Raw genomic sequence first — 26,704 nt, 5'->3', positions numbered from 1 at the left:
GTGACCAGTCATCTCCCCTCCCCCACTGCGGCAACCCCGCGTCGCCGTACGGTCGTCAAGGCCGCTGCGGCCACCGCCGCCCTCGCGCCCTTCGCGACGGCCGCTCTGGGCATCTCCCCCGCGTCGGCGGCCTCGAACGGGCCCGCCTTCCTGCACGGCGTCGCCTCGGGCGACCCGCTGCCCGACGGGATCCTGCTGTGGACCCGTCTCACCCCGACCCCCGAGGCCGTGCCCGGCTCCGGCGCCGGCCCGGCCACCCAGGTGGCCTGGGAGGTCGCCGAGGACAAGGCCTTCTCCCGCATCGTGGCGAGCGGCTCCGTCACCGCGGCCGCCGCCACCGACCACACGGTCAAGGCGGACGTCCGCGGACTGCGGCCGCAGACCCCGTACTTCTACCGGTTCACCGCGGGCGCGGCCGTCTCCCCGGTCGGGCGCACGCTGACCGCGCCGGCCCACGACGCGAGCACCCCCGGGGTCCGCTTCGGCGTGGTCTCCTGCGCCAACTGGGAGGCCGGCTGGTTCTCGGCCTACCGCCACCTGGCCGCCCGCACCGACCTGCACGCGATCCTGCACCTCGGCGACTACATCTACGAGTACGCGAACGGGGCCTACCCCGAGGCGAAGTACGTCGTGCGCGCGCACGAGCCGAAGCACGAGATCCTCACCCTCGCCGACTACCGGACCCGGCACGGCAAGTACAAGACGGACGCCGACCTCCAGGCGCTGCACGCCGCTCACGCGATCGTGGCGATATGGGACGACCACGAGTTCGCCAACGACGCCTGGTCGGGCGGCGCGGAGAACCACACCCCGGGCGCCGAGGGCGACTGGGCGGCCCGCGCGGCCGCCGCCAAGCAGGCGTACTTCGAGTGGATGCCGGTCCGCACCTCCACGGCCGGCACCGTCTACCGGCGACTGCGCTTCGGCAACCTCGCCGACCTGCACCTGCTGGACCTGCGCACCTTCCGCTCCCAGCAGGCCAAGGTCGGCAGCGGCGCGGTGGACGACCCCGAGCGCACCATCACCGGCCGGGCCCAGCTCGACTGGCTCAAGTCGGGCCTCGCGAGCTCGAACGCGACCTGGAAGCTGGTCGGGACCTCGGTGATGATCTCGCCGGTGGCCTTCGGCTCGCTGCCCGCGCACCTGCTGGCGCCGCTGGCGAAGCTGCTGGGCCTGCCCGAGGGCGGCCTCGCGATCAACGTGGACCAGTGGGACGGCTACACGGACGACCGCAAGGAGCTGCTGAACCACCTGAAGGACCAGAAGATCAAGAACACGGTCTTCCTCACCGGCGACATCCACATGGCGTGGGCCAACGAGGTCCCGATGAACATGGCGACGTACCCGGGCTCGGGTACGGCGGCCACCGAGTTCGTGGTGACGTCGGTGACCTCCGACAACATCGACGACCTCCTGCACGTGCCGGCGGACACCGCCTCGCTCGTAGCGGAGGCCGCGATCAAGGCCGCCAACTGGCACGTGAAGTGGCTGGACATGGACGCCCACGGCTACGGGGTGCTGGACGTGACGGCCGAGCGTTCGCAGATGGACTACTACGCGGTGTCCGACAAGCGGAATCCGGCCGCCACCACCGCGTGGACCCGTTCGTACCGCACGGCGAACGGCACGCAGAAGGTGGAGCGGTCGTACCAGCCGGTGGGCTGAGTCTTTATTGACGGTCCGTCAAATCTCTTGTCAGAAGGGGTGCCTGGTGCAGACCGGGCGCCCCTTCGGCATCAGAAGCAACAAATCTTTTACGTAAAGGGCTTGCTCAGTGCATGACATGGACACATAAGCTTCGCGCCAGCGTGAGGAAATCCCTCACCCCCCACCACGCTTCCGCGAGGAGTCAACGTGCGCGCTTCCGCCCGCATATCCCCCATGCTCCGCCGCCGCCTCATGGGAACGGCCGTTCTGGCCGGAACCCTGGCGTTCGCCCCGCTCACGGCCCCCACGACCGTGGCCGCGGCGCCCAAGACCGGCGCCGAGGCCTGTGCCGACGCCGGCACCGCCTCCGCCCCCGCCAACGCCCGCGTCGCCCGCCCGAAGGACCAGCACGCGGCCGACCCCAACGAGGTGACGGACGCCCAGGTCAAGGCCATGGACGCCGACCTGGCCAAGAAGAACGCCGAGCTCGGCCCGCAGCGCCTGATGCGCGCCGGCGAGTCCGCCGCCGCGACCAGCATCCCGGTGTACTTCCACGTCATCACGTCCGGCTCCGCCGGCAAGCTGACCGCCGCGGACATCAACAACCAGATCGCGGTCCTCAACGCCGCGTACAGCGGCAAGGGCACCGGCAACGTCGACTCCGGCTTCCAGTTCACCCTGGCCGGCACCGACTACACGGACAACTCGTCCTGGTACAACGTGTCCGACGGCACCACGGCCGAGAAGAACATGAAGAACGCCCTGCGCAAGGGCGGCAAGAACGCGCTGAACGTCTACACCGCCAACCTCGGCGGCGGCCTGCTCGGCTGGGCGACCTTCCCGAGCTCGTACGCCTCGCAGCCGAAGATGGACGGCGTGGTCCTGCTCAACACCTCGCTGCCGGGCGGCTCCGCCGCCAACTACAACGAGGGCGACACCGGCACCCACGAGGTCGGCCACTGGATGGGCCTCTACCACACCTTCCAGGGCGGCTGCTCGGGCAGCGGCGACTCGGTCTCCGACACCCCCGCCGAGAAGAGCGCGGCCTTCGAGTGCCCGACCGGCCGTGACACCTGCACCGCCGCGGGCGCCGACCCGATCCACAACTTCATGGACTACACGTACGACTCGTGCATGTACCAGTTCACCGCGGGTCAGGTGTCCCGCATGAAGAGCATGTGGAGCGCGTACCGCGCCTAGTCACCACGTGACACGGAACGGCGAAGGGGCAGGGCACGCGGTTCGTGCCCTGCCCTTTCGCCGTCGGCGCTCGGCCGCCGGTTACAGGCTGTCGAGGAAGCCGATGACGGCCTTCCAGGTCTGCTCCGCGGCCTCGGCGTCGTAGTCGTCGAGGCCCGGGTCCGTGAACAGGTGTCCGGCGCCCGGGTAGCGGTGCACCTCCACGTCCGCGCCCGCCCGCCGCATCCGCAGGTACCAGGCCGTCAGCCAGTCGTGCGTCTCGAACGGGTCGGGATCCGCGATGTGCAGCTGCACCGGCAGTTCGTCGACGGCGGTGTCCTCGTCCAGGTCCGCCGTCCCGTGCAGGAGCAGCAGCCCGCGCGCCTTCTCGTCGGCGAGGGCCAGGTGCTGGGCGACGGACCCGCCGAAGGAGAAGCCCGCGTAGACCAGACCCTGATCGGAGTGGGGGGCCGAGGCCAGCACCGCACGCTTCAGCAGCTCGTCGCGGCCGATCTCGTCCCGGTGCGCCATGCCCTCCTCGACGGTCTCGAAGGTGCGCCCCTCGAAGAGATCCGGCACCTGGACCTGGTGACCGGCCGCGCGCAGCCGGTCGGCCGCCGCGTGCACCGCGGGCCTCAGCCCGTACGTCGAATGGAAAAGCACGATGTTCATGCACCCCATCGTGCCATTCGTCGAATGCGAGGGGTCGGAGCGCGCGTTCCGGTTACGTTGACGTGCATGGACACGGACACCGTTCTGCGCCCGGTCGCCGTCGTCGGCGGGGCCCTGGTCGTCACCCTGCTCGCCGGATGGCTGCTGGACCTGCTGCTGCGCCGGACCGACGCCCGGCACGGCGAGACCTCGCTGTGGGCGCGGCTGCGCCACTGCCGCCCGCCCTTCCAACTCGTCCTGTGCACGACGCTGCTGTACGGGGCCCACCGTCGGATGGGGATCGCGCCGGAGTACGTCTTCGCCGTCGGCCGCGCGCTGACCCTCGTGCTCATCGGCTCGGCGGCGTGGCTGCTGGTGCGGATCGCGACGGCGGTCGTGGACTCCTCGTACGCCCGCTACGCCGCGCAGAACCCGGACGACGCGCGCGTGCGGCGGGTGCGCACCCAGGTGACGCTGATCCACCGGGTGGTCACGGCGGTGGTCGTGGTGGTCGCGGTGGCGGCGATGCTGCTCACCTTCCCGCCGATGCGGGCGGTCGGCGCCTCGGTGCTGGCCTCGGCGGGCGTGCTCGGCATCGTGGCGGGCATCGCCGCCCAGTCCTCGCTGGGCAACCTGTTCGCCGGACTGCAGATCGCCTTCGGCGACACGGTACGGATCGGGGACACGGTGGTCGTGGACAAGGAGTGGGGGACGGTCGAGGAGATCACCCTGACCTTCCTGGTGGTCCGCACCTGGGACGAGCGCCGGATCACGATGCCTGTGTCGTATTTCACAGGGAAGCCGTACGAAAACTGGTCGCGCGGCGGCGCCCAGATGACCGGAACGGTCTTCTGGCACCTGGACCACAGCGCACCGCTGGACCTCATGCGGGCGCGGCTCCAGGAGATCCTGAAGGACATCCCCGAGTGGGACGGCCGCACCGGCACCCTCGCCGTCACGGACACGACCCCGCACACGATCCAGGTCCGGGCGGTGGTCACGGCGAAGGACGGCACGGACATCTGGACGGTCCGCTGCCAGGTCCGCGAACGCCTGATCAGCTGGCTCCTGGCCCACCACCCGTACGCCCTCCCCCGCATCGCCACCTCCCCGGCGGACCCCCGCCCGGGCGCGTCCTGACGGCCCGCTCCGTCAGGACGGCCGGGGCCCGGGTCAGAACGTCAGCCGGAACAGGGCGCCCCCGCCCGGGGCGGCCTCCGCCACCAGCTCCGCCGCGTGCGCCCGGGCGATCTGGCGGGCCATCGCCAGGCCCAGCCCCGAGCCCGGCAGGGCCCGCGCCGCGCCCGCCCGGTAGAAGCGGTCGAAGACGTACGGCAGGTCCTCCGCCGCGATGCCCGGACCGTGGTCCCGTACCGTCAGCTCCGCCCCGCCCCCGGCCCGCGCCACCAGCTCCACCTCCACCGGGGCCCCCGCCGGGCTGAACTTCGCCGCGTTGTCCAGCAGGTTCGACACCAGTCGCGTCAGCCTCGCCGGCACCCCCGCCACCACCACCTCGTCCACGCGGACGTGCACCGGGACCGACGGCCGGTGCGCCCGGGCCGCCTCCGCGCAGTGCTCCACCAGCGGAGCCAGCCGTACCTGTTCCACCAGCGGCTGCGGCTCCTCGTCCCGGGCCAGCTCGATCAGGTCGTTCACCAGCCCCGTCACCTCCCGCAGCTGCCGGCCCAGCGCGAGCGAGGCCCGCTCGCGCTGCCCGGGCGTCAGCCGCTCCCCCCGCGCCAGCAGCTCCGCGTTGGTCCGCAGCGCCGTCAGCGGGGTCCGCAGCTCGTGCGAGGCGTCCGCGACCAGGCGCCGCTGCGCCGTCACCGACTGCTCCAGCTCGGCCAGCATGGTGTTGAAGCTCCCGGCCAGCCGCGTGATCTCGTCCTCCCGGGCGGGCGAGCCCGGCGGTCCCGGCGGCGGCAGTTCGATCCGGTGCCGGGGATCGCGCGTCGCCGCGATCCGCTCGGCGGTGGCCGTCAGCCGGGTCACCGGGGCCAGGCCGGTCCGCGACACCCAGTACCCCAGCCCGGCGGCGACCAGCACCCCGGCCGCGCCGATCAGGGCCAGCCACCCGGCCGCCTCCTCGATCCCCTTCTCCACGGCGTCGGCCCGCAGCGCGACCTGGAGCGCCCGCCCCTTCGCGTAGTCGGTGGTCAGCATCCGCGTCGGGTGCCCGGCGTGCACGATGTCCGTGTAGAACGGCGCGTGCCGCCCGGCGGCCACCGCCCGCGTGGCGGAGTCCACCGGCAGCAGGTAGGGCTTGGCCGGATCGTCCGCCGGATCGGCCGGCACCACCTCCGCGCAGGCGGGCGCCGCCAGGAAGCGGCACTCCCCGGCCAGGGTGTCCGGCCCGGAGTCGGGATTGCGCTGCGCCGCGAGCCGCGCGGACTGGGTCAGGCTCAGGTTCAGCTGCTCGTACAGGGCGCCGCGTACGACGAAGAAGGCCGCCGTGCACACCCCGACCGCGACCAGCGCCACCGCCGAGGTGACCGCCAGCGCCAGGCGGGTCCGCAGCGGCCGGCGCCTGCGCCAGGCGGCGCCGAGCCGGCGCCGCCCCCTCGCGGCGGCGCTCACGCGGGGCCCAGCCGGTAGCCGACCCCGTGGACGGTGTGCACCAGCCGCGGCTCGCCGCCCGCCTCCAGCTTCCGCCGCAGGTAGCCGACGTACACGGCGAGGGAGTTGGAGTCCGGGCCGAAGTCCCGCCCCCACACCAGCTCCAGGATCAGCTCCCGCGGCAGCACCTGTCCGGGGTGGCGCAGCAGCAGCTCCAGCAGCGCCGCCTCGGTCCGGCTGAACTCCAGCGGCCGCCCGCCGCGCCTTCCGGTCCGCGTCCCCGGATCGAGTACGAGATCGGCGAAGGCGAGCGGGACCGCACCGGCCGGCTCGGGCGCGGCCCGCCGCAGCAGGGCCCGGACCCGGGCCACCAGCTCGTCCAGCGCGAACGGCTTGACGAGGTAGTCGTCGGCGCCCGCCTCCAGGCCGTCGACCCGCTCGCTGACCGAGTCCAGCGCGGTCAGGACGAGTACGGGCGTACGGTCGCCCAGCGCGCGCAGCTGCCGGCAGACCCCGAGCCCGTCCAGTACGGGCATCATCACGTCGAGCACCACCGCGTCGGGCTGCCAGAGCGCCACCTCCGACAGCGCGGCCAGCCCGTCGCCGGCCCCCCGTACCTCGTACCCCTCGACGGCCAGCCCGTCCTGGACGGCGGCCCGCACCTCGGGCTCGTCGTCCACGACCAGGATCCGCTGCGCGCCACCCGTGCCCGTGTTCATGGGGCAAAGCCTGCCAAACAGTTCTGAGAGAACCTCTTAGAACGTTCTTAGGGCGCACCGGGAGGCTGCGGCCATGACCACACGACGCACCTCCCTCCGGCCCCTGTCCGTGGTGATCGGCGCGGGCGGCACCGGAGGCCACATCTACCCCGGGCTCGCCCTCGCCGAGGCCCTGCGCGCGGCCGTTCCGGATGCCGTGGTCTCGTTCATCGGGACCGAGCGGGGCCTGGAAACCGAGCTGATCCCGGGCGCCGGGTACCGCCTGCACACCGTCGACATGATCCCCTTCGACCCCTCGCTCGGCGCGAAGCGCTACCTGCTCCCGGCCGCGCTGCTGCGCTCGGCCGGGCAGGCGCGCTCGGTGATCCGGGCCCAGGGCGCGCACGCCGTCGTCGGCATGGGCGGCTACCCGAGCGCGCCGGCCGTGCTGGGCGCCCGGATGGCCGGGCTGCCGGCCGTCATCCACGAGTCCAACGCGGTGCCGGGCCGCGCCAACCAGTTCGCGGCCCGGCTCACCCCGCACATCGCGGTGGCCTTCGACCGCAGCCGGGCCCATCTGGCGGGCGGGGCCCACGCGCTGACCACCGGAATGCCGATCTCGGCGGCCCTCGCGCGGCTGGCGGAGCGCTCCCGCCCGGAGCGGGCGGCGCTGCGCGCCGAGGCCCGGCGGGCCCTGCACGTCCCCGGCGGACGCCGCCTGGTCGTCTTCAACGGCGGCAGCCTGGGCGCCGCCCGGCTCACCGCGGCCGCCGTCGGGCTGGCCGGGCTCTGGCAGGGGCGCGACGACGTCCAGTTGCTGATCAAGACGGGTCCGAAGGCGCTGCCGGACACCGCCGCCGATCTCGCCGCCTGCGGCGGTCAGCGGATCGCCCGGGCCGTGCCCTACCTGGACCGGATGGACCTCGTGTACGCGGCCGCCGACCTGGTGGTGTGCCGGGCCGGCTCCGCCACGGTGGCCGAGCTGGCGGCGACCGGGGTCCCGGCCCTGCTCGTCCCGTACCCGCACGCCCCCGGCGACCACCAGACCCACAACGCCCGGGTCCTGGTCGACGCGGGCGCGGGCCTGCTGCTGCCGGACGCCGCTACCACCGCCGACCGGCTGGCGGTGCTGCTCGGCCCGCTGCTGGCCGATCCGGCCCGGCTGGCCGCCATGGCCGGCGCCGCCGACCCCGGCCCGCACGCCCGGGCCGCCGAACTGCTGGCGGCGGAGGTCCTCCGCGTGGCCGGCCTCCCCCTTCCCACCATGGAGCACGCATGAACACCCGCACGAACACCGTGAACCCCTGGACCGGCCGCACGGTCCTCGTCACCGGAGCCGAGGGGTTCATCGGTTCCACCCTGGTCGACCTGCTGGTGGAGCGGGGCGCCCGGGTCCGCGCCTTCGTCCACTACAAGCCGTACGCGGAGAAGGGCCACCTGGCGCGGTACCTCGCCGACCCCGACGGGCCGGTGGAGATGTGGGCGGGCGACATCCGCGACGCGGGCCGGGTCAGCGACGCGGTCGAGGGCTGCGACACCGTGTTCCACCTGGCGGCGCTGATCGGAATCCCGTACAGCTACGCCTCGCCGGGCGCGTACGTCCAGACGAACGTGACCGGTACGGAGAACATGGCGGAGGCCTGCCGCCGGCACGGGGTGCGCCGCCTGGTGCACACCTCCACCAGCGAGGTCTACGGAACGGCGCTGACGGCCCCGATAGCGGAATCCCATCCGCTCCAGCCGCAGTCCCCGTACTCGGCGTCGAAGATCGGCGCCGACATGATGGCGCTGTCGTTCCACCACGCCTTCGAGCTGCCGGTGACGGTGGTCCGGCCGTTCAACACGTACGGGCCCCGCCAGTCGGCGCGGGCCGTGATCCCGACGATCCTGGCGCAGCTGCACGCGGGCGCGCGGGAGGTCCGGCTGGGCTCGCTGACCCCGACGCGCGACTTCACGTACGTGACGGACACGGCCGAGGGCTTCCTGGCGGTGGCGGAATGCGACCGGGCACTGGGCGAGGTGGTCAACCTCGGTACGGGCGAGGAGATCTCGATCGGTGACCTGGCGCGGGCGCTGATCGCGGCCTCGGGCCGGGACGCGGAGGTGGTGGTGGACGGATCCCGCCTGCGCCCGGCGGGCAGCGAGGTCCAGCGCCTGCTGTCGGACAATTCCCGCGCCCGGGAGTGGGCGGGCTGGAAGCCGCAGGTCCACCTCACGGAGGGGCTGACCCGCACCTCCGAGTGGATCGCCGCGAACCTCGGCCTCTTCGCCCCGTCCCGCTACCAGGTCTGACCGAGCGGGCGTCAGCTGCTGCGCAGGCTGCGGACGTCCAGGTGGCGCAGGACCCGGTCCACGATCTCCGGGTCCGCGCCCGGCTCGCTGCGCGCGGCCAGCACCTCGTGGCGCGCGGCCGACATCATCTCCCGCTGGATCCGCTGCACGTCCCGGATCCGCTCCACGCGCTTCGCGTACGCCTCCCGCCGCTCCTCGTCCACCATCTCGGGGCTGATCCTGGCCCCCACGTCGTAGGCCCGCCGGTACAGCACCTCCAACAGGTCCTCCGGCAGGTCCTCCGCCTCCTCGATCTCCTTCAGCCGCCGCTTGGCCGCCTTCGCCGCGCGGACCGCCAGCTTCCGCTCGGTCTCCCGCTCGGCGTCCTCGTCGGCCTCCACGCCCAGCACCCGCACCAGCCAGGGCAGCGTCAGCCCCTGGCACACCAGCGTCACCATGATCACGGCGAAGGCGATGAAGATGATCTGGTCCCGCGCGGGGAACGGCGCCCCGCCGTCAACCTTCAGCGGAATGGCCAGCGCCAGTGCCACGGAGGCCACCCCGCGCATCCCGGCCCACCACATCACCATGCTCTCCCGCCAGCTCAGCGGGATCTCCTCGTCGTAGTCGCGCCGCTTGTGCAGCCGCTTGGCCAGCCAGCCGGCCGGCAGCAGCCACAGCAGCCGTACGACGACGACGACCGCGGTCACGGTGGCCGCCCAGCCCGCCATCTCCCACTCGCGGCCGGCCGCGACGCCGAACACGTTGTGCAGCTCCAGCCCGATCAGCCCGAACGCCACGCCCGTGACCAGCATGTCCACGACCTCCCAGAACGTGTGCCCGGCGAGCCGCCCGAGCACGTCGTCCGCGTCGGAGGCGTACTCCGCGAGGAACAGGGCCGTCGTCAGCACGGCCAGCACCCCCGACCCGTGGAGCTCTTCGGCCACCACGTACGACACGAACGGCACGAGGAGCGTCAGCCCGATCTGGAGCGTGGCATCGCCGAGCCGCCCCATGAGCGCGCTGGCGGCCCAGCCCAGTCCGAAGCCGACGGCGACGGCGACCACGGCGGAGAGCACGAACTCCCCCAGCGCGTCCGGCCAGGAGAAGCTGCCGCTGACCGCGGCGGAGATGGCCACGTGGTAGAGCACGATCGCGGTGACGTCGTTGAACAGGCCCTCGCCCTCCAGGATCGACACCATGCGGCGCGGCAGCCCGAGCGCGCCGGCGACGGCGGTCGCGGCGACGGGGTCGGGCGGGGCCACGAGCGCGCCGAGCGCGACCGCGGCGGCGAGCGGCAGACCGGGGACGACGGCGTTCGCGGCGGCGGCGACCGCGGCGGTCGTGACGAACACGAGGGCCACGGCGAGCAGGAGGATCGGCCGGACGTTGGCGGCGAACTGCCGCCAGGAGGTGCGCTGCGCGGAGGCGTAGAGCAGCGGGGGCAGGACGAGCGGCAGGATGTACTCGGGCGGGATGTCGACGTTCGGCACGGCCGGGACCAGCGCGAGCGCGACCCCGCCGATGGTCATCAGGACGGGCGCGGGCAGCCTGAGCCGGTCCCCGAGCGGCACGCTGACCACGGCCCCGAGCAACAGTACGAAGAGCAGAGCGAGCTGATCCACTCCCCCACCCTGCCGTACCCGCCCGCCGCGGGGACCCGCGCCCCGGCGAAGCCTCGCCCGCCTGGCGGGGCGGTAACCCGCCGGGAGCTGCCGGCCGGGCCGTTACGGCAGGCTGCGGCGCATCGCCCGGTGCGGGATGCCCGCGTCCTCGAACTCCGGGCCGTAGGCCTCGTACCCCAGCGCCTCGTAGAAGCCGAGGGCGTGCGTCTGCGCGCCGAGGTCGACCGCCGACAGGCCGAGCCGGACCGCCTCGGCCTCGATCGCCCGCACCAGTGCCACGCCGACGCCCAGACCGCGCGCGGCCTTGCGCACGGCCAGCCGTCCGAGCGAGCCGACCGCCGGGTCGCCGCCGGTCTTGCCGAGGGCGGCCGGCCCGTGCAGCAGCCGGCCGGTGCCCAGGGGCTCCCCGTCCGGCGCCACGGCCAGCACGTGCACCGCGACGGCGTCGTACGCGTCGTACTCGATCGACTCCGGCACGGACTGCTCGACCACGAACACCTCGGTCCGCACGGCAAAGCAGGCCTTCAGGTCCTCCTCCGAGACGGCGACCCTGACCTCGGCCGGCGGGGTCACTCGCTCTCCGCCCGGATCACGTCCAGCGCGTGCTGGAGGTCCGCCGGGTACGTGCTCTCGAACTCCACCCACCGGCCGTCCGCCGGGTGTTCGAAGCCGAGCCGCACCGCGTGCAGCCACTGCCGGGTCAGGCCCAGCCGCTTCGCCACCGTCGGGTCGGCGCCGTACGTGAGGTCGCCGACGCACGGGTGCCGGTGCGCGGACATGTGCACGCGGATCTGGTGCGTACGCCCGGTCTCCAGCTTGATGTCGAGCAGCGAGGCCGCGCGGAAGGCCTCGATCAGGTCGTAGTGGGTGACGGAGGGCTTGCCCTCCTGGGTCACGGCCCACTTGTAGTCCGCGCTGGGGTGACGGCCGATCGGCGCGTCGATCGTGCCGCTCATCGGGTCCGGGTGGCCCTGGACGAGCGCGTGGTAGCGCTTGTCGACGACCCGCTCGCGGAACTGGTTCTTCAGGGAGGTGTACGCGCGCTCCGACTTGGCGACGGCCATCAGGCCGGACGTGCCGACGTCGAGGCGGTGGACGATGCCCTGGCGCTCGGACGCGCCGGAGGTGGAGATCCGGTAGCCGGCGGCGGCGAGGCCGCCGATGACGGTGGTGCCGGTCCAGCCGGGGCTCGGGTGGGCGGCCACGCCCACCGGCTTCATGATCACGACGATGTCGTCGTCGTCATGGACGATCTCCATGCCGGGGACCGGCTCGGCGACGAGCTCGACCGGCCGCGGCGGCGCGGGCATCTCGACTTCGAGCCAGGCGCCGCCGTGCACGCGCTCGGACTTCCCGACGACGCTGCCGTCGACCGACACCTTCCCCGCGGCGGCGAGCTCGGCCGCCTTCGTCCGGGAAAAACCGAACATACGGGCGATGGCGGCGTCCACGCGCTCGCCTTCGAGGCCATCGGGAACGGGCAGGGTGCGGATCTCGGGAATCGTACTCACCTGTCGAGTATGCAGGACTCGACGGCGCACCCGTCCCGCGGTGAGCCCGCGATCAGCCCGCGATCAGTCCTTGTGGACGGTGCCGTCCGGGTCCAGGCCCCTGAACGACAGCAGCACGATCAGGATGCCGCCGCACACGATCGCCGAGTCCGCGAGGTTGAAGACGGCGAAGTGGGCGGGTGCGATGAAGTCGACCACGGCCCCCCGGAAGACCCCCGGCGAACGGAAGATCCGGTCGGTGAGGTTGCCCAGCGCGCCGCCCAGCAGCAGGCCCAGCGCGATCGCCCACGGAAGGCTGTAGAGCTTCCGGGCCAGCCGCACGATCACGATGATCACGGTGGCCGCGATGCAGGTGAAGATGATGGTGAAGGCCTCGCCGAAACCGAACGCGGCGCCCGGGTTGCGGATGGCCTCGAACTTCAGCAGATCACCGATGATCCGGATCGGCGGCTGGTGCTCCAGCTTCGCGACGACCAGCATCTTGCTGCCGAAGTCGAGCAGGTAGGCGAGCAGCGCGACGACGAGCAGCGCGACGATCCGCCGACGCCCCCTGGGCGCGGCGGACTCCGGCTGGGTGTCGTCCCCGACCTCCGGCGTACCGATGATGCTCTCCGCCTCTGCCACGTGAGTCCCTCGACTAGCTCGAACAGGCTGACCCTGACGAGACACGAGAGTACGTCAGGGTCGGCCCGCGGCGGCAGCCCGGACGACACCCCCCTAGTGCCGCCGCTCCTGCTTCTGCTTGCAGTCCACGCACAGCGTCGCGCGCGGGAAGGCCTGCATCCTGGCCTTGCCGATGGGCCGGCCGCAGTTCTCGCAGAGTCCGTACGTGCCCGCGTCCAGCCGTTCCAGGGCCCGCTCGGTCTGTTCGAGCATCTCGCGGGCGTTCGCGGCCAGGGCCAGTTCCGACTCGCGGGTGATGTTCTTGGTGCCCGTGTCGGCCTGGTCGTCGCCCGCGCCGTCGCCCGAGTCCCGCATCAGGCCCGAGATGGCTTCGTCGGAGGCCTGGAGCTCGTCGCGCAGGCGCAGCACCTCGCTCTGGAGCTCGGCACGGGCCTCGGCCACCTCCGCCGGGGTCCAGGGGTCCTCGCCGGGCCGTACGGCCAGCTCACCCGGCGCCAGGGCCGCTGCTGCGGTGGCCCTCGCCTTCGGCAGCCCGCTGGTGGCGGCCGCGGCCGTCTTCCTGGCCGTGCCGGTGCTCTTCTTGGCAACCACTTTCCGGGCTCCCGTCTGTTGCGCGGCCTGCGCCGCCCCCTCGGCCGCGGCCGCCTTGGCCGTGGCCTTCCTCGCGGTCGTCTTCCCGACGCCGGTCGCCTTCGCCGCGGCCGTCGTCTTCACGGCCGAGGTCTTCCTGGCCGAGGTCTTCCCGGCGGCGGTCTTCCCGGCCGCCGCCTTCTTGGCGGGCACCTCCTCGGCGTCCGCCTTCTTGGCGGGCACCTTCTTGGCCGGCACCTTCTTGGCCGGCACCTTCTCGGCCGCCGGCTTCACCGCCGTCTCGGCGGCCTTTGCGGCCGGGGACCCGGCTGCCGCTTTCGCCGGCGCCCTCGTCACGGAGTTCACGGCCGTCTTCTTCCCGGCGGCCGTCGTCTTCTTCCGGGCCGGAGCCGCGTCTTCGGCCGCCGCGGCCTTCCCGGCGGCCTTTCCGACAGCCTTCTCGGCAGTTCTCCCGGCGGTCTTCTTCGCCACCATGGCCGCGGCCCCTTCACATACTGTGATCTTGCGCGCGAATCGTGCCGGAACGATAAATCGACTCCGGCCTCGCGGCAACGGGGCACGCGTCCATCGATGCCAACCTGCATCCGTTGTGCCCAGCGGGGAGCCCGGTAATCCGCCACTCCCGTCCCACTGGATCCCGGACCGGCCCGTCGGCCCATTCGGGTCACCCCGCGCCCCGCCCGGTCCCGCCCCGCGGACCGCGCCGGTACCGGCACCGGGCCCGCCCCGACCCCCCGTAAACCGGTCTGCCGAGCGCGCCCCCGCCCCGTACACTGGGCCCAGCGAAAGGCATGGACGGGGACGAGTAGCTTCGGACGCAGCCATGAGCGACCCGGGGACGGTGAGAGCCCGGGGGCGAGCGCGATGCGAAGGATCACCCCTGAGCCGCCGGAAGAAAGCCCGCACGGATCCCCGTGGGGCCAGTAGAACCGGCTTCGCACCCCAATGAGGGGGCCACCGGATCACGTGTCCGGCGGCCAAGGAGGGTGGTACCGCGGGAGCAGCGCGGCCTCGGCAACGAGGACGGCTCTCGTCCCTCCGGACGGAAGTGACACCCCGCCGGAGGAAGAGTTCAGCCTCATGACCACACCGCCGCAGTACCGCCCGGTACCCGCCCAGGTCGACCTGCCTGCCCTTGAGCACGCGGTCCTCGACTTCTGGCGGGAGAGCAAGACCTTCGCCAAGACCCTGGAGCAGTCCGAGGGCCGCCCCGAGTGGGTGTTCTACGAGGGCCCGCCCACCGCCAACGGCATGCCCGGCGCGCACCACATCGAGGCCCGCGTCTTCAAGGACGTCTTCCCGCGCTTCCGCACCATGCGCGGCTACCACGTGGCCCGCAAGGCCGGCTGGGACTGCCACGGCCTGCCCGTCGAGCTCGCCGTCGAGAAGGAGCTCGGCTTCAACGGCAAGCAGGACATCGAGGCGTACGGCATCGCCGAGTTCAACGCCAAGTGCCGCGAGTCCGTGACCCGCCACACCGACGCGTTCGCCGAGCTCACCACCCGGATGGGCTACTGGGTCGACCTGGACGACGCCTACCGGACCATGGACCCCGAGTACGTCGAGTCCGTGTGGTGGTCGCTGAAGGAGATCTTCAACAAGGGTCTGCTCACCCAGGACCACCGCGTCGCCCCCTGGTGCCCGCGCTGCGGCACCGGCCTCTCGGACCACGAGCTGGCCCAGGGCTACGAGACGGTCGTCGACCCCTCCGTCTACGTCCGCTTCCCGCTGACCTCCGGCCCGCTGGCCGGCGAGGCCGCGCTGCTGGTCTGGACGACGACCCCGTGGACCCTGGTGTCCAACACGGCGGTCGCGGCCCACCCCGAGGTCACCTACGTGGTGGCCACGCGCACCGGCGCCGAGGGCTCGGAGAAGCTCGTCGTCGCCCAGCCGCTGCTGGAGAAGTCCCTCGGCGAGGGCTGGGAGGCCACCGGTCAGACCTTCACGGGCAAGGAGATGGAGCGCTGGACGTACCAGCGCCCCTTCGAGCTCGTGGAGTTCCCCGAGCCCGCCCACTACGTCGTGAACGCCGAGTACGTCACGACCGAGGACGGCACCGGTCTGGTCCACCAGTCCCCCGCCTTCGGCGCCGACGACCTCGCGGTCTGCCGCGCGTACGGCCTGCCCGTCGTGAACCCGGTCCGCCCCGACGGCACCTTCGAGGAGGACGTCCCGCTGGTCGGCGGCGTCTTCTTCAAGAAGGCCGACGAGAAGCTGACCGCCGACCTCGACGCGCGCGGCCTGCTCTTCAAGCACATCGCCTACGAGCACAGCTACCCGCACTGCTGGCGCTGCCACACGGCCCTGCTCTACTACGCGCAGCCGTCCTGGTACATCCGCACCACCGCCGTCAAGGACGCGATGCTGCGGGAGAACGAGAAGACGAACTGGTTCCCCGACTCGGTCAAGCAGGGCCGCTTCGGCGACTGGCTGAACAACAACATCGACTGGGCCCTCTCCCGCAACCGCTACTGGGGCACCCCGCTGCCGATCTGGCGCTGCGAGGAGAACCACCTCACGTGCATCGGTTCCCGCGCGGAGCTGGGCGAGCTGACGGGCACGGACCTCTCGGCCCTGGACCCGCACCGCCCGTACATCGACGACGTCACCTTCACCTGCACCCACGAGGGCTGCTCGCTGGAGGCCGTGCGCGTACCCGAGGTCATCGACGCCTGGTACGACTCGGGCTCGATGCCGTTCGCGCAGTGGGGCTACCCGTACAAGAACAAGGAGATCTTCGAGAAGCGCTACCCGGCGCAGTTCATCTCGGAGGCCATCGACCAGACCCGCGGCTGGTTCTACACGCTGATGGCGGTCGGCACGCTCGTCTTCGACAAGTCCTCTTACGAGAACGTGGTCTGCCTGGGCCACATCCTCGCCGAGGACGGCCGCAAGATGTCCAAGCACCTGGGCAACATCCTCCAGCCCATCCCGCTCATGGACCAGCACGGCGCGGACGCGGTGCGCTGGTTCATGGCGGCCGGCGGCTCCCCGTGGGCGGCGCGGCGCGTGGGCCACGGCACGATCCAGGAGGTCGTCCGCAAGACCCTCCTCACGTACTGGAACACGGTCGCCTTCCAGGCGCTGTACGCCCGTACGTCGAACTGGGCCCCGTCGGCGGCCGACCCGGCCCCGGCGGACCGCACGGTCCTGGACCGCTGGCTGCTCTCGGAGCTGAACGCCCTCGTCGTCGAGGTCACCGAGGCGATGGAGTCGTACGACACCCAGCGCGCCGGCAAGCTGCTGTCCGCCTTCGTGGACGACCTGTCCAACTGGTACGTGCGCCGCTCGCGCCGCCGCTTCTGGCAGGGCGACGCGGCCGCGCTGCGCACCCTGCACGACGTGGTGGAGACGGTCACCCGCCTGCTCGCCCCCCTCACCCCGTTCATCACGGAGCGGGTCTGGCAGGACATGGTCGTCCCGGTCACCCCGGAGGCGCCCGAGTCGGTGCACCTCTCCTCCTGGCCGCAGGCGGACACGGCGGCGATCGACCCGACGCTCTCGCAGCAGATGCTGCTGGTCCGGCGTCTGGTGGAGCTGGGGCGCGCGACGCGTGCCGAGTCGGGCGTCAAGACCCGCCAGCCGCTCTCCCGGGCCCTGGTCGGCGCGGCGGGCTTCGACGCACTGTCGGCGGAGCTCCAGGCCCAGATCACGGAGGAGCTGAACGTCTCCTCCCTGGCCTCCCTGTCGGAGGTCGGCGGCTCGCTGGTCGACACGACGGCGAAGGCGAACTTCCGGGCACTGGGCAAGCGCTTCGGCAAGGGCGTGCAGGACGTGGCGAAGGCGGTGGCGGCGGCCGACGCGGCGGCGCTGTCGCTGGCGCTGCGGTCCGGCTCCGCGGTGATCTCGCTGAACGGCGAGGAGATCTCCCTCTCGCCCGAGGAGGTCATCATCACCGAGACCCCGCGCGAGGGCTGGTCGGTGGCGTCCGACTCCGGCGCGACGGTGGCCCTGGACCTGGAGATCACTCCGGAGCTGCGGCTGGCGGGCCTGGCCCGTGACGCGATCCGCCTGATCCAGGAGGCCCGCAAGAACTCCGGCCTGGACGTCGCGGACCGCATCGCCCTGCGCTGGTCCTCCTCGGACCCGGAGGTCGTGACGGCCCTGACCGACCACGCTTCGCTGATCGCGGACGAGGTCCTGTCGACGGACTACGCCGCGGGCGAGGCCGACACCACGTACGGCGACCCGTTCACGGACGAGTCCCTCGGCCTGACGTTCCGCCTCCGCAAGGCGTAACCGAGCGGGAAGAAGCGAACGGCGCCCCCGTCCCGGGAGGCGCCGTTCGTCGTTCCGCACACGCGGTGGGCCGAACCGGATTCGAACCGGCGTCTTCCCTCCTGCGGAGAATGGCGCGACGACCTCTGCGCTACCGGCCCACCGCGCGCCGGGCCACTCTAGCCCTGGCCGGAAAACGGGCCGGGCCCGGTACCCCCGTGGGGGAACCGGGCCCGGCCCGTGACTGCCGACGGCGCCGCAGAGGGCGTACCGCCTAGTTGTCGTCCTCGTCGATCAGGAAGCCGCGCATCGGCGACGGCGCCTGCATCGGCTGCGGCGCGGTCGGCCGCACCGGAGCCATCGGCTGCGTCATCGCGGGGGACATCTGCTGCTGGCCACCGTACGAGGGGCCGCCCATCGGGGACGGGCCGCCCATCGAGGAGGGACCGCCCATGGGCGAAGGGCCGCCCATCGACGGGTTGCTCATCGCGTGGCCCATGGCTCCGGCCGGAGCCATCGAGGGGGTCGGCGACGGCGGGAGCGCCGGGCCGGCCGGGTTGCGCGGCGGGGCCAGGGAGTCGTCCGCCTGGGTCTCCAGCTGGCGCAGCTGCGACTCCAGGTAGGACTTCAGGCGCGTACGGTACTCACGCTCGAAGCCCCGCAGGTCCTCGACCTTGCGCTCCAGCGTGGCGCGGGCGGACTCCAGGGAGCCCATCGCGACGCGGTGCTTCTCCTGCGCGTCCCGCTCCAGCGCGTCGGCCTTGGCGCGGGCGTCCCGCTCCAGGCCCTCGGCGCGGCTGCGGGCCTCGCCGACGATCTTGTTGGCCTCGGAGCGGGCCTCCGCGATCGCCTGGTCGGCGGTCTGCTGCGCCAGCGACAGGACGCGGGCGGCGCTGTCGCCACCGGGGCCCTGCTGCGGGAGCTGCGGCTGCTGCATCTGCTGCATCGGCTGACCCATGGGCTGCATCTGCTGCCCCATCGGCTGCATCTGCTGGCCCATGGGCTGCATCTGCTGGCCGAGCGGGTTCTGGCCGCCCATGGACTGCTGGCCCATGCCCTGCTGGCCCATCGGCTGCTGGCCCATGCCCTGCTGGCCCATCTGCTGCTGGCCGCCCATGGTGTGCATGGGGCCACCCATCGGACCCGGGCCGCCCGGACCCTGCGGTCCGTGTCCGCCGGGACCGGCCGGAAGCTGCGGCTGGCCACCCGGCAGCTGGGGCGGACCCATCTGCGGCGGGCCCTGCTGAGCCGGCGGGCCGGATATGGCGGCGGGCACGGGGGCGCCGGGGCCTCCGGGGCCGCGCTGGTCCTGGGGTTCGGGCTTGCGCATGCCCTGCTGCTGCTGGTTCTGCGCGGCGGCGCGCGTGGCGGCGGCCAGCTTGGCGCGCAGGTCCTCGTTCTCGCGCAGCAGGCGCGTCAGTTCGGACTCGACCTCGTCGAGGAAGGCATCGACCTCGTCCTCGTCATAGCCTTCTCGGAGGCGGACGGTCGTGAACTGCTTGTTCCGCACGTCCTCGGGAGTCAGCGGCATGTCTTCTTCACCTCTACGTAGTCGTCGGCAGTCGGCAGGACCGTATCGGGACTGTCCCCGCGCTCACGGGGAAGCTCATCGTTCACACGCTTCTCGCAGCGGTGCTCACGAAACTGATGAGGATGTAAACGATGATCATCAGAACGAAGAAGGACAGGTCGAGTGCCACGCCCCCGAGACGCAACGGCGGAATGAAACGCCGGAGAAGCTTGAGCGGTGGATCGGTGACAGTGTAGGTGGCCTCAAGGACGACCACCATCGCCTTGCCCGGAGTCCATGAACGTGCGAACTGGAAGACGTAGTCCATCACCAGTCGGAAGATCAGCACGATAAGGAAGCACATCAGCGCGATGTAGACCACCTGCAGTGCGACGCCCATCCCGCGCTTCCCTCTCCCCTGCTCTCGCTCAGTCCCCGGCCCCGTGTCTGACGGATCGGTCTAGCTTTGGTTGAAGAACCCGCCCTCCGCGATGCGGGCCTTGTCCTCCGCCGTGACATCGACGTTAGCAGGCGACAGCAGGAACACCTTCTGTGTCACGCGTTCAATGCTGCCGTGCAGGCCGAAGACGAGGCCGGCGGCAAAGTCGACAAGTCGCTTCGCATCCGTGTCGTCCATCTCCGTGAGGTTCATGATCACCGGAGTGCCCTCACGGAAGTGTTCCCCGATGGTACGGGCCTCGTTGTAGGTCCGGGGGTGCAGCGTCGTGATGCGGTACGGCTCCCGCTCGGAGACGACCTTGGGCATGATCACGGGGGCGTTCTTCTCCAGGTTCGAGCGTTCAGGTGTGATGGATGCCACGGGGGCAATTCGCGCAGGACGTCCGTTTTCTACCGGCAATGGGATGGGTTCCCGTTGCGCGGGAGGCTGGGCAACTCGTACCGGTTCGTCCGTTACGGGCGGTTGGTGCACGGGCTGCTGGCGCCGGCGGTCCCGCTCCGGTTCCGGCTCGGGCTCGAACTCGTCGTCGGGGTCGTACCCCGGGTTGTCGTACCGGTCGTCCTCCACGAGGCCGAGGTAGACCGCCATCTTGCGCATCGCGCCGGCCATTCTCTGAATCCTCCGCTCTGTGGTGGATCGCCCTGTCGCAGGTGTCGCTGTGTCACCAAAGTCACCAACTGCCCGCGATCCACGTGGTCTGTCCGCCCGTCAGCGGGAATGACCATATTTTCTGCTGTGGTCCGACTTTCTTCGCGACGTTACCCGAGCCGGGGTCTCGCGCCGAGTACCGCAGTGCCGACGCGTACATGTGTCGCACCGGCCGCAACGGCCTGTTCCAGGTCTGCGCTCATCCCGGCCGACACCATCGTGGCAGTCGGATGGTCCGCGCGCAGGCGGGATGACAATTCCACCAGCCGCTCGAAGGCCGCCTGTTCGCGTCCCGCGTAGGGCCCGGCCAGCGGGGCGACGGTCATCAGCCCGTCGATCCGCAGTCCGGGCGCCCCGGCGAGGAGGTCCGCGAGTTCGGCGAGCTGCTCGGGAGCCGCGCCGCCGCGGGTGCCGCGCTCCCCCGATTCCGCGTCGAGGGCGATCTGCACGAGGCAGCCGAGTTCGCGCCCGGCCCCCTCGGCGGCCGCCGAGAGCGCCGTGACCAGCCGGGGCCGGTCGACGGACTGCACGACGTGCGCGTATCCCGCCACGGAACGGACTTTGTTCGTCTGCAACTGGCCCACGAAGTGCCAGGTGAGCGGCAGATCCGCGCAGGCCGCGGCCTTGGGGGCGGCGTCCTGGTCACGATTCTCCGCCACATGACGGACCCCCAGGTCCGCCAGCAGTCGTACGTCGCTCGCGGGGTAGGTCTTGGTGACGACGATGAGCGTCACCTCGTCCCGCGCGCGTCCCGCGGCCGCGCAGGCGGACGAGATGCGTTCCTCCACCCGCGCGAGGTTCTCCGCGAGTTCCGTCTTACGGTCCGTCATTCTTCTTTTCCCCCGGGAGTCCGGGGGTCGCCCCCCGGTCAAGCTCCGTCAACCAGACATATCCGGCAAGCCGCCCGGTCACCCGGTCGCGGCGGTACGAGTAGTGGTCCCGCGACTCCAGTGTGCAGACCGGCGAACGGTGCCGGTTCACCACCCCCGCCTCCGCGAGCTGTGCGTGCACCCCGGCGACCACGTCGACGGACGGGGTCCCCCAACTCGTCTCGCCGTAGGCGGCCGGCACCTCCCCGGCGACCGCCGCCCGCATCTCGGCCGGCACCTCGTAGCAGCGCCCGCAGATCGCGGGGCCGGTACGGGCGATGATCCGGCCTGGTTCGGCGCCGAGGGCGACCATCGCCTCCACGGCGGCGGGCACCACTCCGGCGACCAGTCCGGGCCTCCCCGCGTGGGCCGCGCCCGCGACGCCCGCGACCGGGTCGGCCAGCAGGACCGGGGTGCAGTCCGCGGTGAGCACCGCGAGGGCGAGCCCCCGGCGTGCGGTCACCACCGCGTCCACCGCCGGGACGTCGGCGGCGGCGCCCCAGGGTCCGGGGGCCACCGCCACGTCACGGCCGTGGACCTGGTTCATCCAGACCACGTGGTCCGGCTCGATGCCCAGGGCTCCGGCGGCGGCCGCCCTGTTCGCGAGAACGGCGGTGGGGTCGTCTCCGACCGCGCCGCCGAGATTGAGCTCCTCGTACGGAACGGCGCTCACCCCGCCCCACCGGTCGGTGAAGGCGAAGCGGGCGCCGCTCTCGTCGTACTGGTCCAGCGTCACTTCAAGAAGTCCGGGACATCCAGCTCCTCGGCCGGGCTGTCCTGGTACGGCCGGGCCGTCGGGACCTGGGGCGCGGGGGCCGCGGTCTCGATCGGAGCCGCCTCGACCGGGGCCGGGGGCTCCTCGCGCGGGGTGACCGAACCCAGTCCGCCGAAGGCCGGGCGGGCCGGCTCGGCCGCGCGGACCGGCGCCGGGGCCGGCTCCTCGCGCTTGGTGGACGCGGCACCGATGACGTTGTCCCGGCGGGCCGGGGGCTGTCCGCCGTCGAAGCCGGCGGCGATGACGGTGACCCGTACCTCGTCGCCGAGCGCGTCGTCGATGACGGCGCCGAAGATGATGTTCGCCTCGGGGTGGGCGGCCTCGCTGACCAGCTGCGCGGCCTCGTTGATCTCGAAGAGACCGAGGTCGGAGCCACCGGAGATGGAGAGCAGCACACCGCGGGCGCCGTCGATGGACGCCTCCAGCAGCGGCGAGGAGATCGCCATCTCGGCGGCGGCCACCGCGCGGTCGTCGCCGCGGGCCGAGCCGATGCCCATGAGGGCCGAGCCCGCCTCGGACATGACGGACTTGACGTCCGCGAAGTCGAGGTTGATCAGACCCGGGGTGGTGATGAGGTCGGTGATGCCCTGAACGCCCGAGAGCAGGACCTGGTCGGCCGACTTGAAGGCGTCCAGGACCGAGACCTGGCGGTCCGAGATGGACAGCAGTCGGTCGTTGGGGATGACGATGAGGGTGTCGACCTCTTCGCGGAGCTCGGCGATGCCGTCCTCCGCCTGGTTCGCGCGGCGCCGGCCCTCGAAGGTGAACGGCCGGGTGACCACACCGATCGTCAGGGCGCCGAGCGAGCGCGCGATGTTGGCGACGACGGGTGCGCCGCCGGTGCCGGTGCCGCCGCCCTCGCCGGCGGTGACGAAGACCATGTCGGCCCCCTTGAGGACCTCCTCGATCTCCTCGCGGTGGTCCTCTGCCGCCTTGCGACCGACTGCCGGGTTGGCGCCGGCGCCGAGGCCCCGGGTGAGTTCACGGCCGACGTCGAGCTTGACGTCGGCGTCGCTCATCAACAGCGCCTGGGCGTCCGTGTTGATGGCGATGAACTCGACGCCCTTGAGACCGACCTCGATCATTCGGTTGATGGCATTGACACCACCGCCGCCGACACCGATGACCTTGATGACTGCGAGGTAGTTCTGCGGTGCTGCCACGTCGAAGGCCTCTCGCCTCGAGTTACGTGTCGCCGCCTCGCGGGCCTGCGTTGCGACGACTGATGCCGAAATGTGGGACGGTCCGAACGCGCCGACCCAAACCCTAACCCTGAAGTTTAGGGTTAAGTGTGTGCCTGTTCCCTGGACTCTTCCGAACAGGACACTAAGTCGACAAGTAGCGCGTGTTCAACGAACACGCCGAACCTCCCGTTTTTCTTTTCACCCTATGTGATCACCCGTATCGGTGGCCAACCAGGGTGCGTCGCTGTTCGACCCGACGTCAACTCCCGGACACCGCAGGGGCGGTGGGGACGCTCACGTCAAAGTGGTCAGCCTTGGGCGCGGCTTTCAGCAGCGCCGTCAGCGCGCGCCCCTTCGCCTCGCCCTGCTCGCCGCTGCCCCAGACCACGGTCCGCCCGCGGGTCAACTCCAGTACGACCGAGTCGTACGAGCCCACCCTGACCTGCACGGTCTCCTTGGCGACCGTCTCGGGGAGGTCTCCGGCGACGCCCACGGCCTCGTGCAGCAGCCGCTCCTCGTCGAAGCGGCGGCCGCTCGGCGACTGCGCCGCTGACAATTCGAGGACCGGAACGCCCGCGGGAGCTTTCGCGGTCGTGTCGAATCGCACACCCGAAGCGTCCACTTCCACGAACTTGGCGTCCTTTTTGATGAGCAGGACGGGTTTGCGCTCCGTCACTTTCAGCCCGATCCCGTGCGGCCAGGCCCGCACCACGTCGACCGAGTCGACGCGGGGCAGCCGGCCGCGGACGCGGCCCGCGATCTCGTCGGTGTCCACGGTCACGAGCGGCGCCCCGACCGGTACGGCCGCGGCGGCCAGCACCTGCTCGGGTGTCAGCACCAGGGTCCCGCTCGCGGTCACCTTCTCGACGCGGAGCCAGGAGGAGCCGTAGAGCACCCAGCTGCCGCCCCCGGCGAGGAGGAGGGCGGCGAGGAGGACGAGCAGCACGGGGCCCCGGTGCCGCAGACGCCCGACGAGGCGCCGGACACCGGGGCCCTGCGGGCCCGTCCCGCCTGACGGCCCCGACGACCTGGGCCGCTTGGGCGGCTTGGACGGCTTGGGAGAGCCGGAGCCCTTGCCCTTCCGGGCGGACCCGGGGTTGCCGCGCTGTGCGGTCGTCGCTCCGGCCACTCCTGTGCCTCCTGCGCTAGCGGTTCCTGTGTGCGGCGATCGCCTCGTACACCATCGCGACGAGCAGGTCGTCGGCGTCGCGGCGGCCGAACTCGGCGGCGGCGCGGGACATCTCGTACAGGCGGTGCGGGTCGGCGAGCACCGGGAGCACCTGGCTGAGCACCCATTCGGGCGTCAGCTCCGCGTCGTCGACGAGCAGGCCGCCGCCGGCCTTGACCACCGGCTGGGCGTTGAGCCGCTGTTCGCCGTTGCCGATCGGCAACGGGACGTACGCGGCCGGCAGCCCGACGGCGGAGAGTTCGGCGACGGTCATCGCGCCCGCGCGGCACAGCATCATGTCGGCGGCGGCGTACGCGAGATCCATCCGGTCCACGTACGGTACCGGCACATACGGCGGCATCCCGGGCATGTTGTCGACACGCGGCAGTTCGTTCTTGGGGCCGACCGCGTGCAGGATCTGGATCCCGGAGCGCTGGAGGGTGGGAGCGACCTGCTGGATGGTCTCGTTGAGGCGCCGGGCGCCCTGCGAGCCGCCGGAGACCAGCAGGGTCGGCAGGTTCGGGTCCAGGCCGAAGGCGGCGCGCGCCTCCGGGCGGGCCGCGGCCCGGTCCAGGGTGGAGATGGAGCGGCGCAGCGGAATGCCCACGTAGCGGGCGCCGCGCAGCTTGCTGTCGGGGGTGGAGACCGCGACGGCGTGCGCGTAGCGGGAGCCGATCTTATTGGCCAGTCCAGGCCTGGCGTTGGCCTCGTGGACGATGATCGGCACCCCGAGCCGCTTGGCGGCGAGGTAGCCGGGCAGGGCCACGTAGCCGCCGAAGCCGACGACGCAGTCGGCCTTGGTGCGCTCCAGGATCTCCTCTGCGGCCTTGATCGTCCCGCGCAGCCGCCCGGGGACGGTGATGAGCTCGGGAGTGGGCTTGCGGGGCAGCGGGACGGCCGGGATCAGTCCCAGCTCATAGCCGCGCTCGGGCACGAGGCGGGTTTCGAGCCCGCGCTCCGTGCCGAGGGCGGTGATGCCCACGGAAGGGTCCTGCCTGCGCAGGGCGTCCGCGAGGGCGAGCGCCGGCTCGATGTGGCCGGCGGTCCCCCCACCGGCGAGTACGACATGCACCGAAATTCACCGCTCTCCGGACGGACGCCTCTTGACGCTCCGTCTCATCGACTTCCATCTCTGCCCGGTCCGCTTCCAGCCGGTCTTCGGCTGGCGCATCGCGAGCGCCGCGCGCGCCGCCGGCTCCTCGCGCGCGAAGGCGATGAGCAGTCCGACCGCGAACATGGTCGGCAGCAGCGCGGACCCCCCGTACGAGAACAGCGGGAGCGGGACTCCGGCGATCGGCAGCAGACCGAGCACCGCACCGATGTTGATCACGGCCTGCGCCGTGATCCAGGTGGTCACGCCTCCCGCGGCATACCGTACGAAGGAGTCCTCCGTGCGTCCGGCCACGCGGATACCCGCATAGCCTAGAGCCGCGAACAGGGCGAGTACCGACAGCGTCCCCGCCAGACCCAGTTCCTCCCCGGTGATGGCGAAGATGAAGTCGGTGTGGGCCTCGGGTAGTTGTCCCCATTTTTCCACACTGGCACCCAAACCGGAACCGAACCATCCGCCCGATGCGAGGGCATAGATCCCGTGCACGGCCTGCCAGCACAGGTCGTTCCTGCCGGGATCCGTCGCACCGAGGCAGGCGAGCCGGTCCATCCGGTGCGGACTGGTCTTGATCAGCAGCGCGACGATCACACCCGCGAAGGCGAGCACCGCCACGAACATCCGCGTCGGGGCTCCCGCCAGCCACAGCAGGCCGAACAGGATGGCCCCGAGGATCATCGCGGTGCCCATGTCCCCGCCCAGCATGATCAGCCCGAGCAGCAGGAAGGCGACCGGGACCAGCGGCACCAGAAGGTGCTTCCACTGGCTCAGCAGCTCCTTGTCGCCCTTGCGGGCCAGCAGGTCGGCGCCCCAGAGGATCAGGGCCAGCTTGCCGAACTCACTGGGCTGGAGCATGAACGGACCGCCAAGGGAGATCCAATTCTGGTTGCCGTTGATCGACACCCCTATCCCGGGGACCTGCACCAGGACCATGAGGAACAGGGTTCCCGCGAGCACGGGGTACGACAGCGCCCGGTGCAGTTTCACGGGCATCCGGGAGGCGACGAGCAGCAGTCCGGTGCCGATCAGGGCGGCCAGGAACTGCTTCTTGAAGAAGTACGCGTCGCCCAGGCCCAGCTGGAGCGCCTTGATCATCGAGGCCGAGTAGACCATCACCAGGCCGAGCACGGTGATGAGCAGCGAGCTGCCGAAAATCAGGTAATACGCGGTGAGGGGGCGGTCCCAGGCCTTGCGCAGCTGCCGCTGCGTACGCCGCAGCCGCTCCAGCGGCCCGCGCCCGGCGGGCCGCTGCCCGCCGGAGGCCGGACGCCTGCGGCCCTGCGCCTTGACCGTCCTGGCGGACTTGGCGCCGCTCACGGACTTGGCGGCCTTCACGGCGGACGGCCGCCGTCCCGGCAGCACTTGCTTGGCCGGCATGTGTGACCTTCCCCTCCACTCGTACGAGGCGAGC

Annotated in this window: 23 protein-coding genes and 1 tRNA gene; 6 read left to right on the top strand and 18 right to left on the bottom strand. The window is 71.9% G+C overall.

The window, feature by feature from the left end; translation table 11 throughout:
- Together ACFYXV_RS23110 and ACFYXV_RS23105 are read left to right on the top strand one after the other, a co-directional pair.
- The gene (locus ACFYXV_RS23110; protein WP_389383881.1) at positions 1-1,665 is read left to right on the top strand and encodes an alkaline phosphatase D family protein; all 1,665 of its coding nucleotides are present in this window, start codon (positions 1-3) and stop codon (positions 1,663-1,665) included.
- A gap of 234 nt (positions 1,666-1,899) precedes the next feature.
- Positions 1,900-2,847, top strand: coding sequence for a zinc metalloprotease (locus ACFYXV_RS23105; protein ID WP_389383895.1), 948 nt, complete (start codon positions 1,900-1,902; stop codon positions 2,845-2,847).
- A gap of 81 nt (positions 2,848-2,928) precedes the next feature.
- Here ACFYXV_RS23105 and ACFYXV_RS23100 read toward each other — a convergent pair whose 3' ends face one another.
- Complete coding sequence (locus ACFYXV_RS23100) at positions 2,929-3,507, bottom strand: dienelactone hydrolase family protein (protein ID WP_385471877.1); 579 nt, start codon at positions 3,505-3,507, stop codon at positions 2,929-2,931.
- 57 nt (positions 3,508-3,564) lie between these two features.
- Here ACFYXV_RS23100 and ACFYXV_RS23095 point away from each other — a divergent pair, with 57 nt between their 5' ends.
- Complete coding sequence (locus tag ACFYXV_RS23095) at positions 3,565-4,617, top strand: mechanosensitive ion channel family protein (RefSeq protein ID WP_383499922.1); 1,053 nt, start codon at positions 3,565-3,567, stop codon at positions 4,615-4,617.
- 33 nt (positions 4,618-4,650) lie between these two features.
- On the opposite strand, the gene ACFYXV_RS23090 is transcribed toward ACFYXV_RS23095, so the two are convergent.
- Together ACFYXV_RS23090 and ACFYXV_RS23085 are read right to left on the bottom strand one after the other, a co-directional pair.
- Entirely contained in the window at positions 4,651-6,054 is a 1,404-nt protein-coding gene (locus ACFYXV_RS23090) for a sensor histidine kinase (RefSeq protein WP_385471881.1), read from the bottom strand.
- Positions 6,051-6,752, bottom strand: a complete 702-nt coding sequence (locus tag ACFYXV_RS23085) for a response regulator transcription factor (RefSeq protein WP_389383880.1) — start codon at positions 6,750-6,752, stop codon at positions 6,051-6,053. The genes ACFYXV_RS23090 and ACFYXV_RS23085 overlap by 4 nt, the downstream gene beginning before the upstream one ends.
- A 73-nt stretch (positions 6,753-6,825) precedes the next feature.
- On the opposite strand from ACFYXV_RS23085, the gene ACFYXV_RS23080 reads away from it, so the two are divergent.
- Together ACFYXV_RS23080 and ACFYXV_RS23075 are read left to right on the top strand one after the other, a co-directional pair.
- Entirely contained in the window at positions 6,826-8,010 is a 1,185-nt protein-coding gene (locus ACFYXV_RS23080) for a glycosyltransferase (protein WP_389383879.1), read from the top strand.
- A complete protein-coding gene (locus ACFYXV_RS23075; RefSeq protein ID WP_385471886.1) occupies positions 8,007-9,023 on the top strand; it encodes an SDR family NAD(P)-dependent oxidoreductase in 1,017 nt (338 codons plus the stop codon). Before ACFYXV_RS23080 ends, ACFYXV_RS23075 begins: the two co-directional genes overlap by 4 nt.
- Before the next feature lie 11 nt (positions 9,024-9,034).
- Here the strand turns inward: ACFYXV_RS23075 and ACFYXV_RS23070 are convergent, their stop codons facing one another.
- From ACFYXV_RS23070 to ACFYXV_RS23050, 5 genes are all read right to left on the bottom strand, one after another.
- Positions 9,035-10,627 (bottom strand): Na+/H+ antiporter, encoded by a 1,593-nt coding sequence (locus tag ACFYXV_RS23070; RefSeq protein WP_385471889.1) that lies wholly within the window; start codon positions 10,625-10,627, stop codon positions 9,035-9,037.
- Between the two features lie 102 nt (positions 10,628-10,729).
- Positions 10,730-11,200 (bottom strand): GNAT family N-acetyltransferase, encoded by a 471-nt coding sequence (locus ACFYXV_RS23065; RefSeq protein WP_385471892.1) that lies wholly within the window; start codon positions 11,198-11,200, stop codon positions 10,730-10,732.
- Complete coding sequence (locus ACFYXV_RS23060; RefSeq protein ID WP_030863694.1) at positions 11,197-12,138, bottom strand: RluA family pseudouridine synthase; 942 nt, start codon at positions 12,136-12,138, stop codon at positions 11,197-11,199. Before ACFYXV_RS23060 ends, ACFYXV_RS23065 begins: the two co-directional genes overlap by 4 nt.
- 63 nt (positions 12,139-12,201) lie before the next feature.
- Positions 12,202-12,762, bottom strand: a complete 561-nt coding sequence (gene lspA / locus ACFYXV_RS23055) for a signal peptidase II (protein ID WP_385471896.1) — start codon at positions 12,760-12,762, stop codon at positions 12,202-12,204.
- A gap of 93 nt (positions 12,763-12,855) precedes the next feature.
- The gene (locus tag ACFYXV_RS23050) at positions 12,856-13,827 is read right to left on the bottom strand and encodes a TraR/DksA family transcriptional regulator (protein ID WP_389383878.1); all 972 of its coding nucleotides are present in this window, start codon (positions 13,825-13,827) and stop codon (positions 12,856-12,858) included.
- Between the two features lie 606 nt (positions 13,828-14,433).
- Here ACFYXV_RS23050 and ileS point away from each other — a divergent pair.
- Complete coding sequence (gene ileS / locus ACFYXV_RS23045; RefSeq protein ID WP_389383877.1) at positions 14,434-17,592, top strand: isoleucine--tRNA ligase; 3,159 nt, start codon at positions 14,434-14,436, stop codon at positions 17,590-17,592.
- A 66-nt stretch (positions 17,593-17,658) separates the two neighbouring features.
- On the opposite strand, the gene ACFYXV_RS23040 is transcribed toward ileS, so the two are convergent.
- The 10 genes from ACFYXV_RS23040 to ftsW form a co-directional block, all read right to left on the bottom strand.
- Positions 17,659-17,732: transfer RNA gene (locus tag ACFYXV_RS23040), tRNA-OTHER, on the bottom strand.
- Positions 17,733-17,845: 113 nt separating this feature from the next.
- A complete protein-coding gene (locus ACFYXV_RS23035) occupies positions 17,846-19,102 on the bottom strand; it encodes a DivIVA domain-containing protein (protein ID WP_389383876.1) in 1,257 nt (418 codons plus the stop codon).
- An 82-nt stretch (positions 19,103-19,184) separates the two neighbouring features.
- A complete protein-coding gene (locus ACFYXV_RS23030; protein ID WP_030155988.1) occupies positions 19,185-19,481 on the bottom strand; it encodes a YggT family protein in 297 nt (98 codons plus the stop codon).
- A 60-nt stretch (positions 19,482-19,541) separates the two neighbouring features.
- Positions 19,542-20,150: a cell division protein SepF gene (locus ACFYXV_RS23025; protein WP_383345791.1), complete on the bottom strand. Its 609-nt coding sequence runs from the start codon at positions 20,148-20,150 to the stop codon at positions 19,542-19,544.
- Positions 20,151-20,299: 149 nt separating this feature from the next.
- The gene (locus ACFYXV_RS23020) at positions 20,300-21,019 is read right to left on the bottom strand and encodes a YggS family pyridoxal phosphate-dependent enzyme (RefSeq protein ID WP_383345794.1); all 720 of its coding nucleotides are present in this window, start codon (positions 21,017-21,019) and stop codon (positions 20,300-20,302) included.
- On the bottom strand, positions 21,006-21,794 hold the full coding sequence (gene pgeF / locus ACFYXV_RS23015) for a peptidoglycan editing factor PgeF (protein ID WP_385471911.1): 789 nt from the start codon (positions 21,792-21,794) through the stop codon (positions 21,006-21,008). Before pgeF ends, ACFYXV_RS23020 begins: the two co-directional genes overlap by 14 nt.
- On the bottom strand, positions 21,791-22,996 hold the full coding sequence (gene ftsZ, locus ACFYXV_RS23010; RefSeq protein ID WP_385471914.1) for a cell division protein FtsZ: 1,206 nt from the start codon (positions 22,994-22,996) through the stop codon (positions 21,791-21,793). The genes pgeF and ftsZ overlap by 4 nt, the downstream gene beginning before the upstream one ends.
- Positions 22,997-23,276: 280 nt before the next feature.
- A complete protein-coding gene (locus ACFYXV_RS23005; RefSeq protein ID WP_389383875.1) occupies positions 23,277-24,146 on the bottom strand; it encodes a cell division protein FtsQ/DivIB in 870 nt (289 codons plus the stop codon).
- Positions 24,147-24,162: 16 nt separating this feature from the next.
- Positions 24,163-25,257 (bottom strand): undecaprenyldiphospho-muramoylpentapeptide beta-N-acetylglucosaminyltransferase, encoded by a 1,095-nt coding sequence (murG, locus tag ACFYXV_RS23000; protein WP_030291900.1) that lies wholly within the window; start codon positions 25,255-25,257, stop codon positions 24,163-24,165.
- A 6-nt stretch (positions 25,258-25,263) separates the two neighbouring features.
- Positions 25,264-26,670, bottom strand: coding sequence for a putative lipid II flippase FtsW (ftsW, locus tag ACFYXV_RS22995; protein WP_385471921.1), 1,407 nt, complete (start codon positions 26,668-26,670; stop codon positions 25,264-25,266).
- Positions 26,671-26,704: the final 34 nt, after the last annotated feature.

Source organism: Streptomyces sp. NPDC002181, assembly GCF_042890485.1.
In the GTDB taxonomy this organism is placed as follows: Bacteria; Actinomycetota; Actinomycetes; order Streptomycetales; family Streptomycetaceae; genus Streptomyces.
Note: the sequence above shows the minus strand (reverse complement) of the source record. Positions and strands in the feature narration are given on the sequence as shown.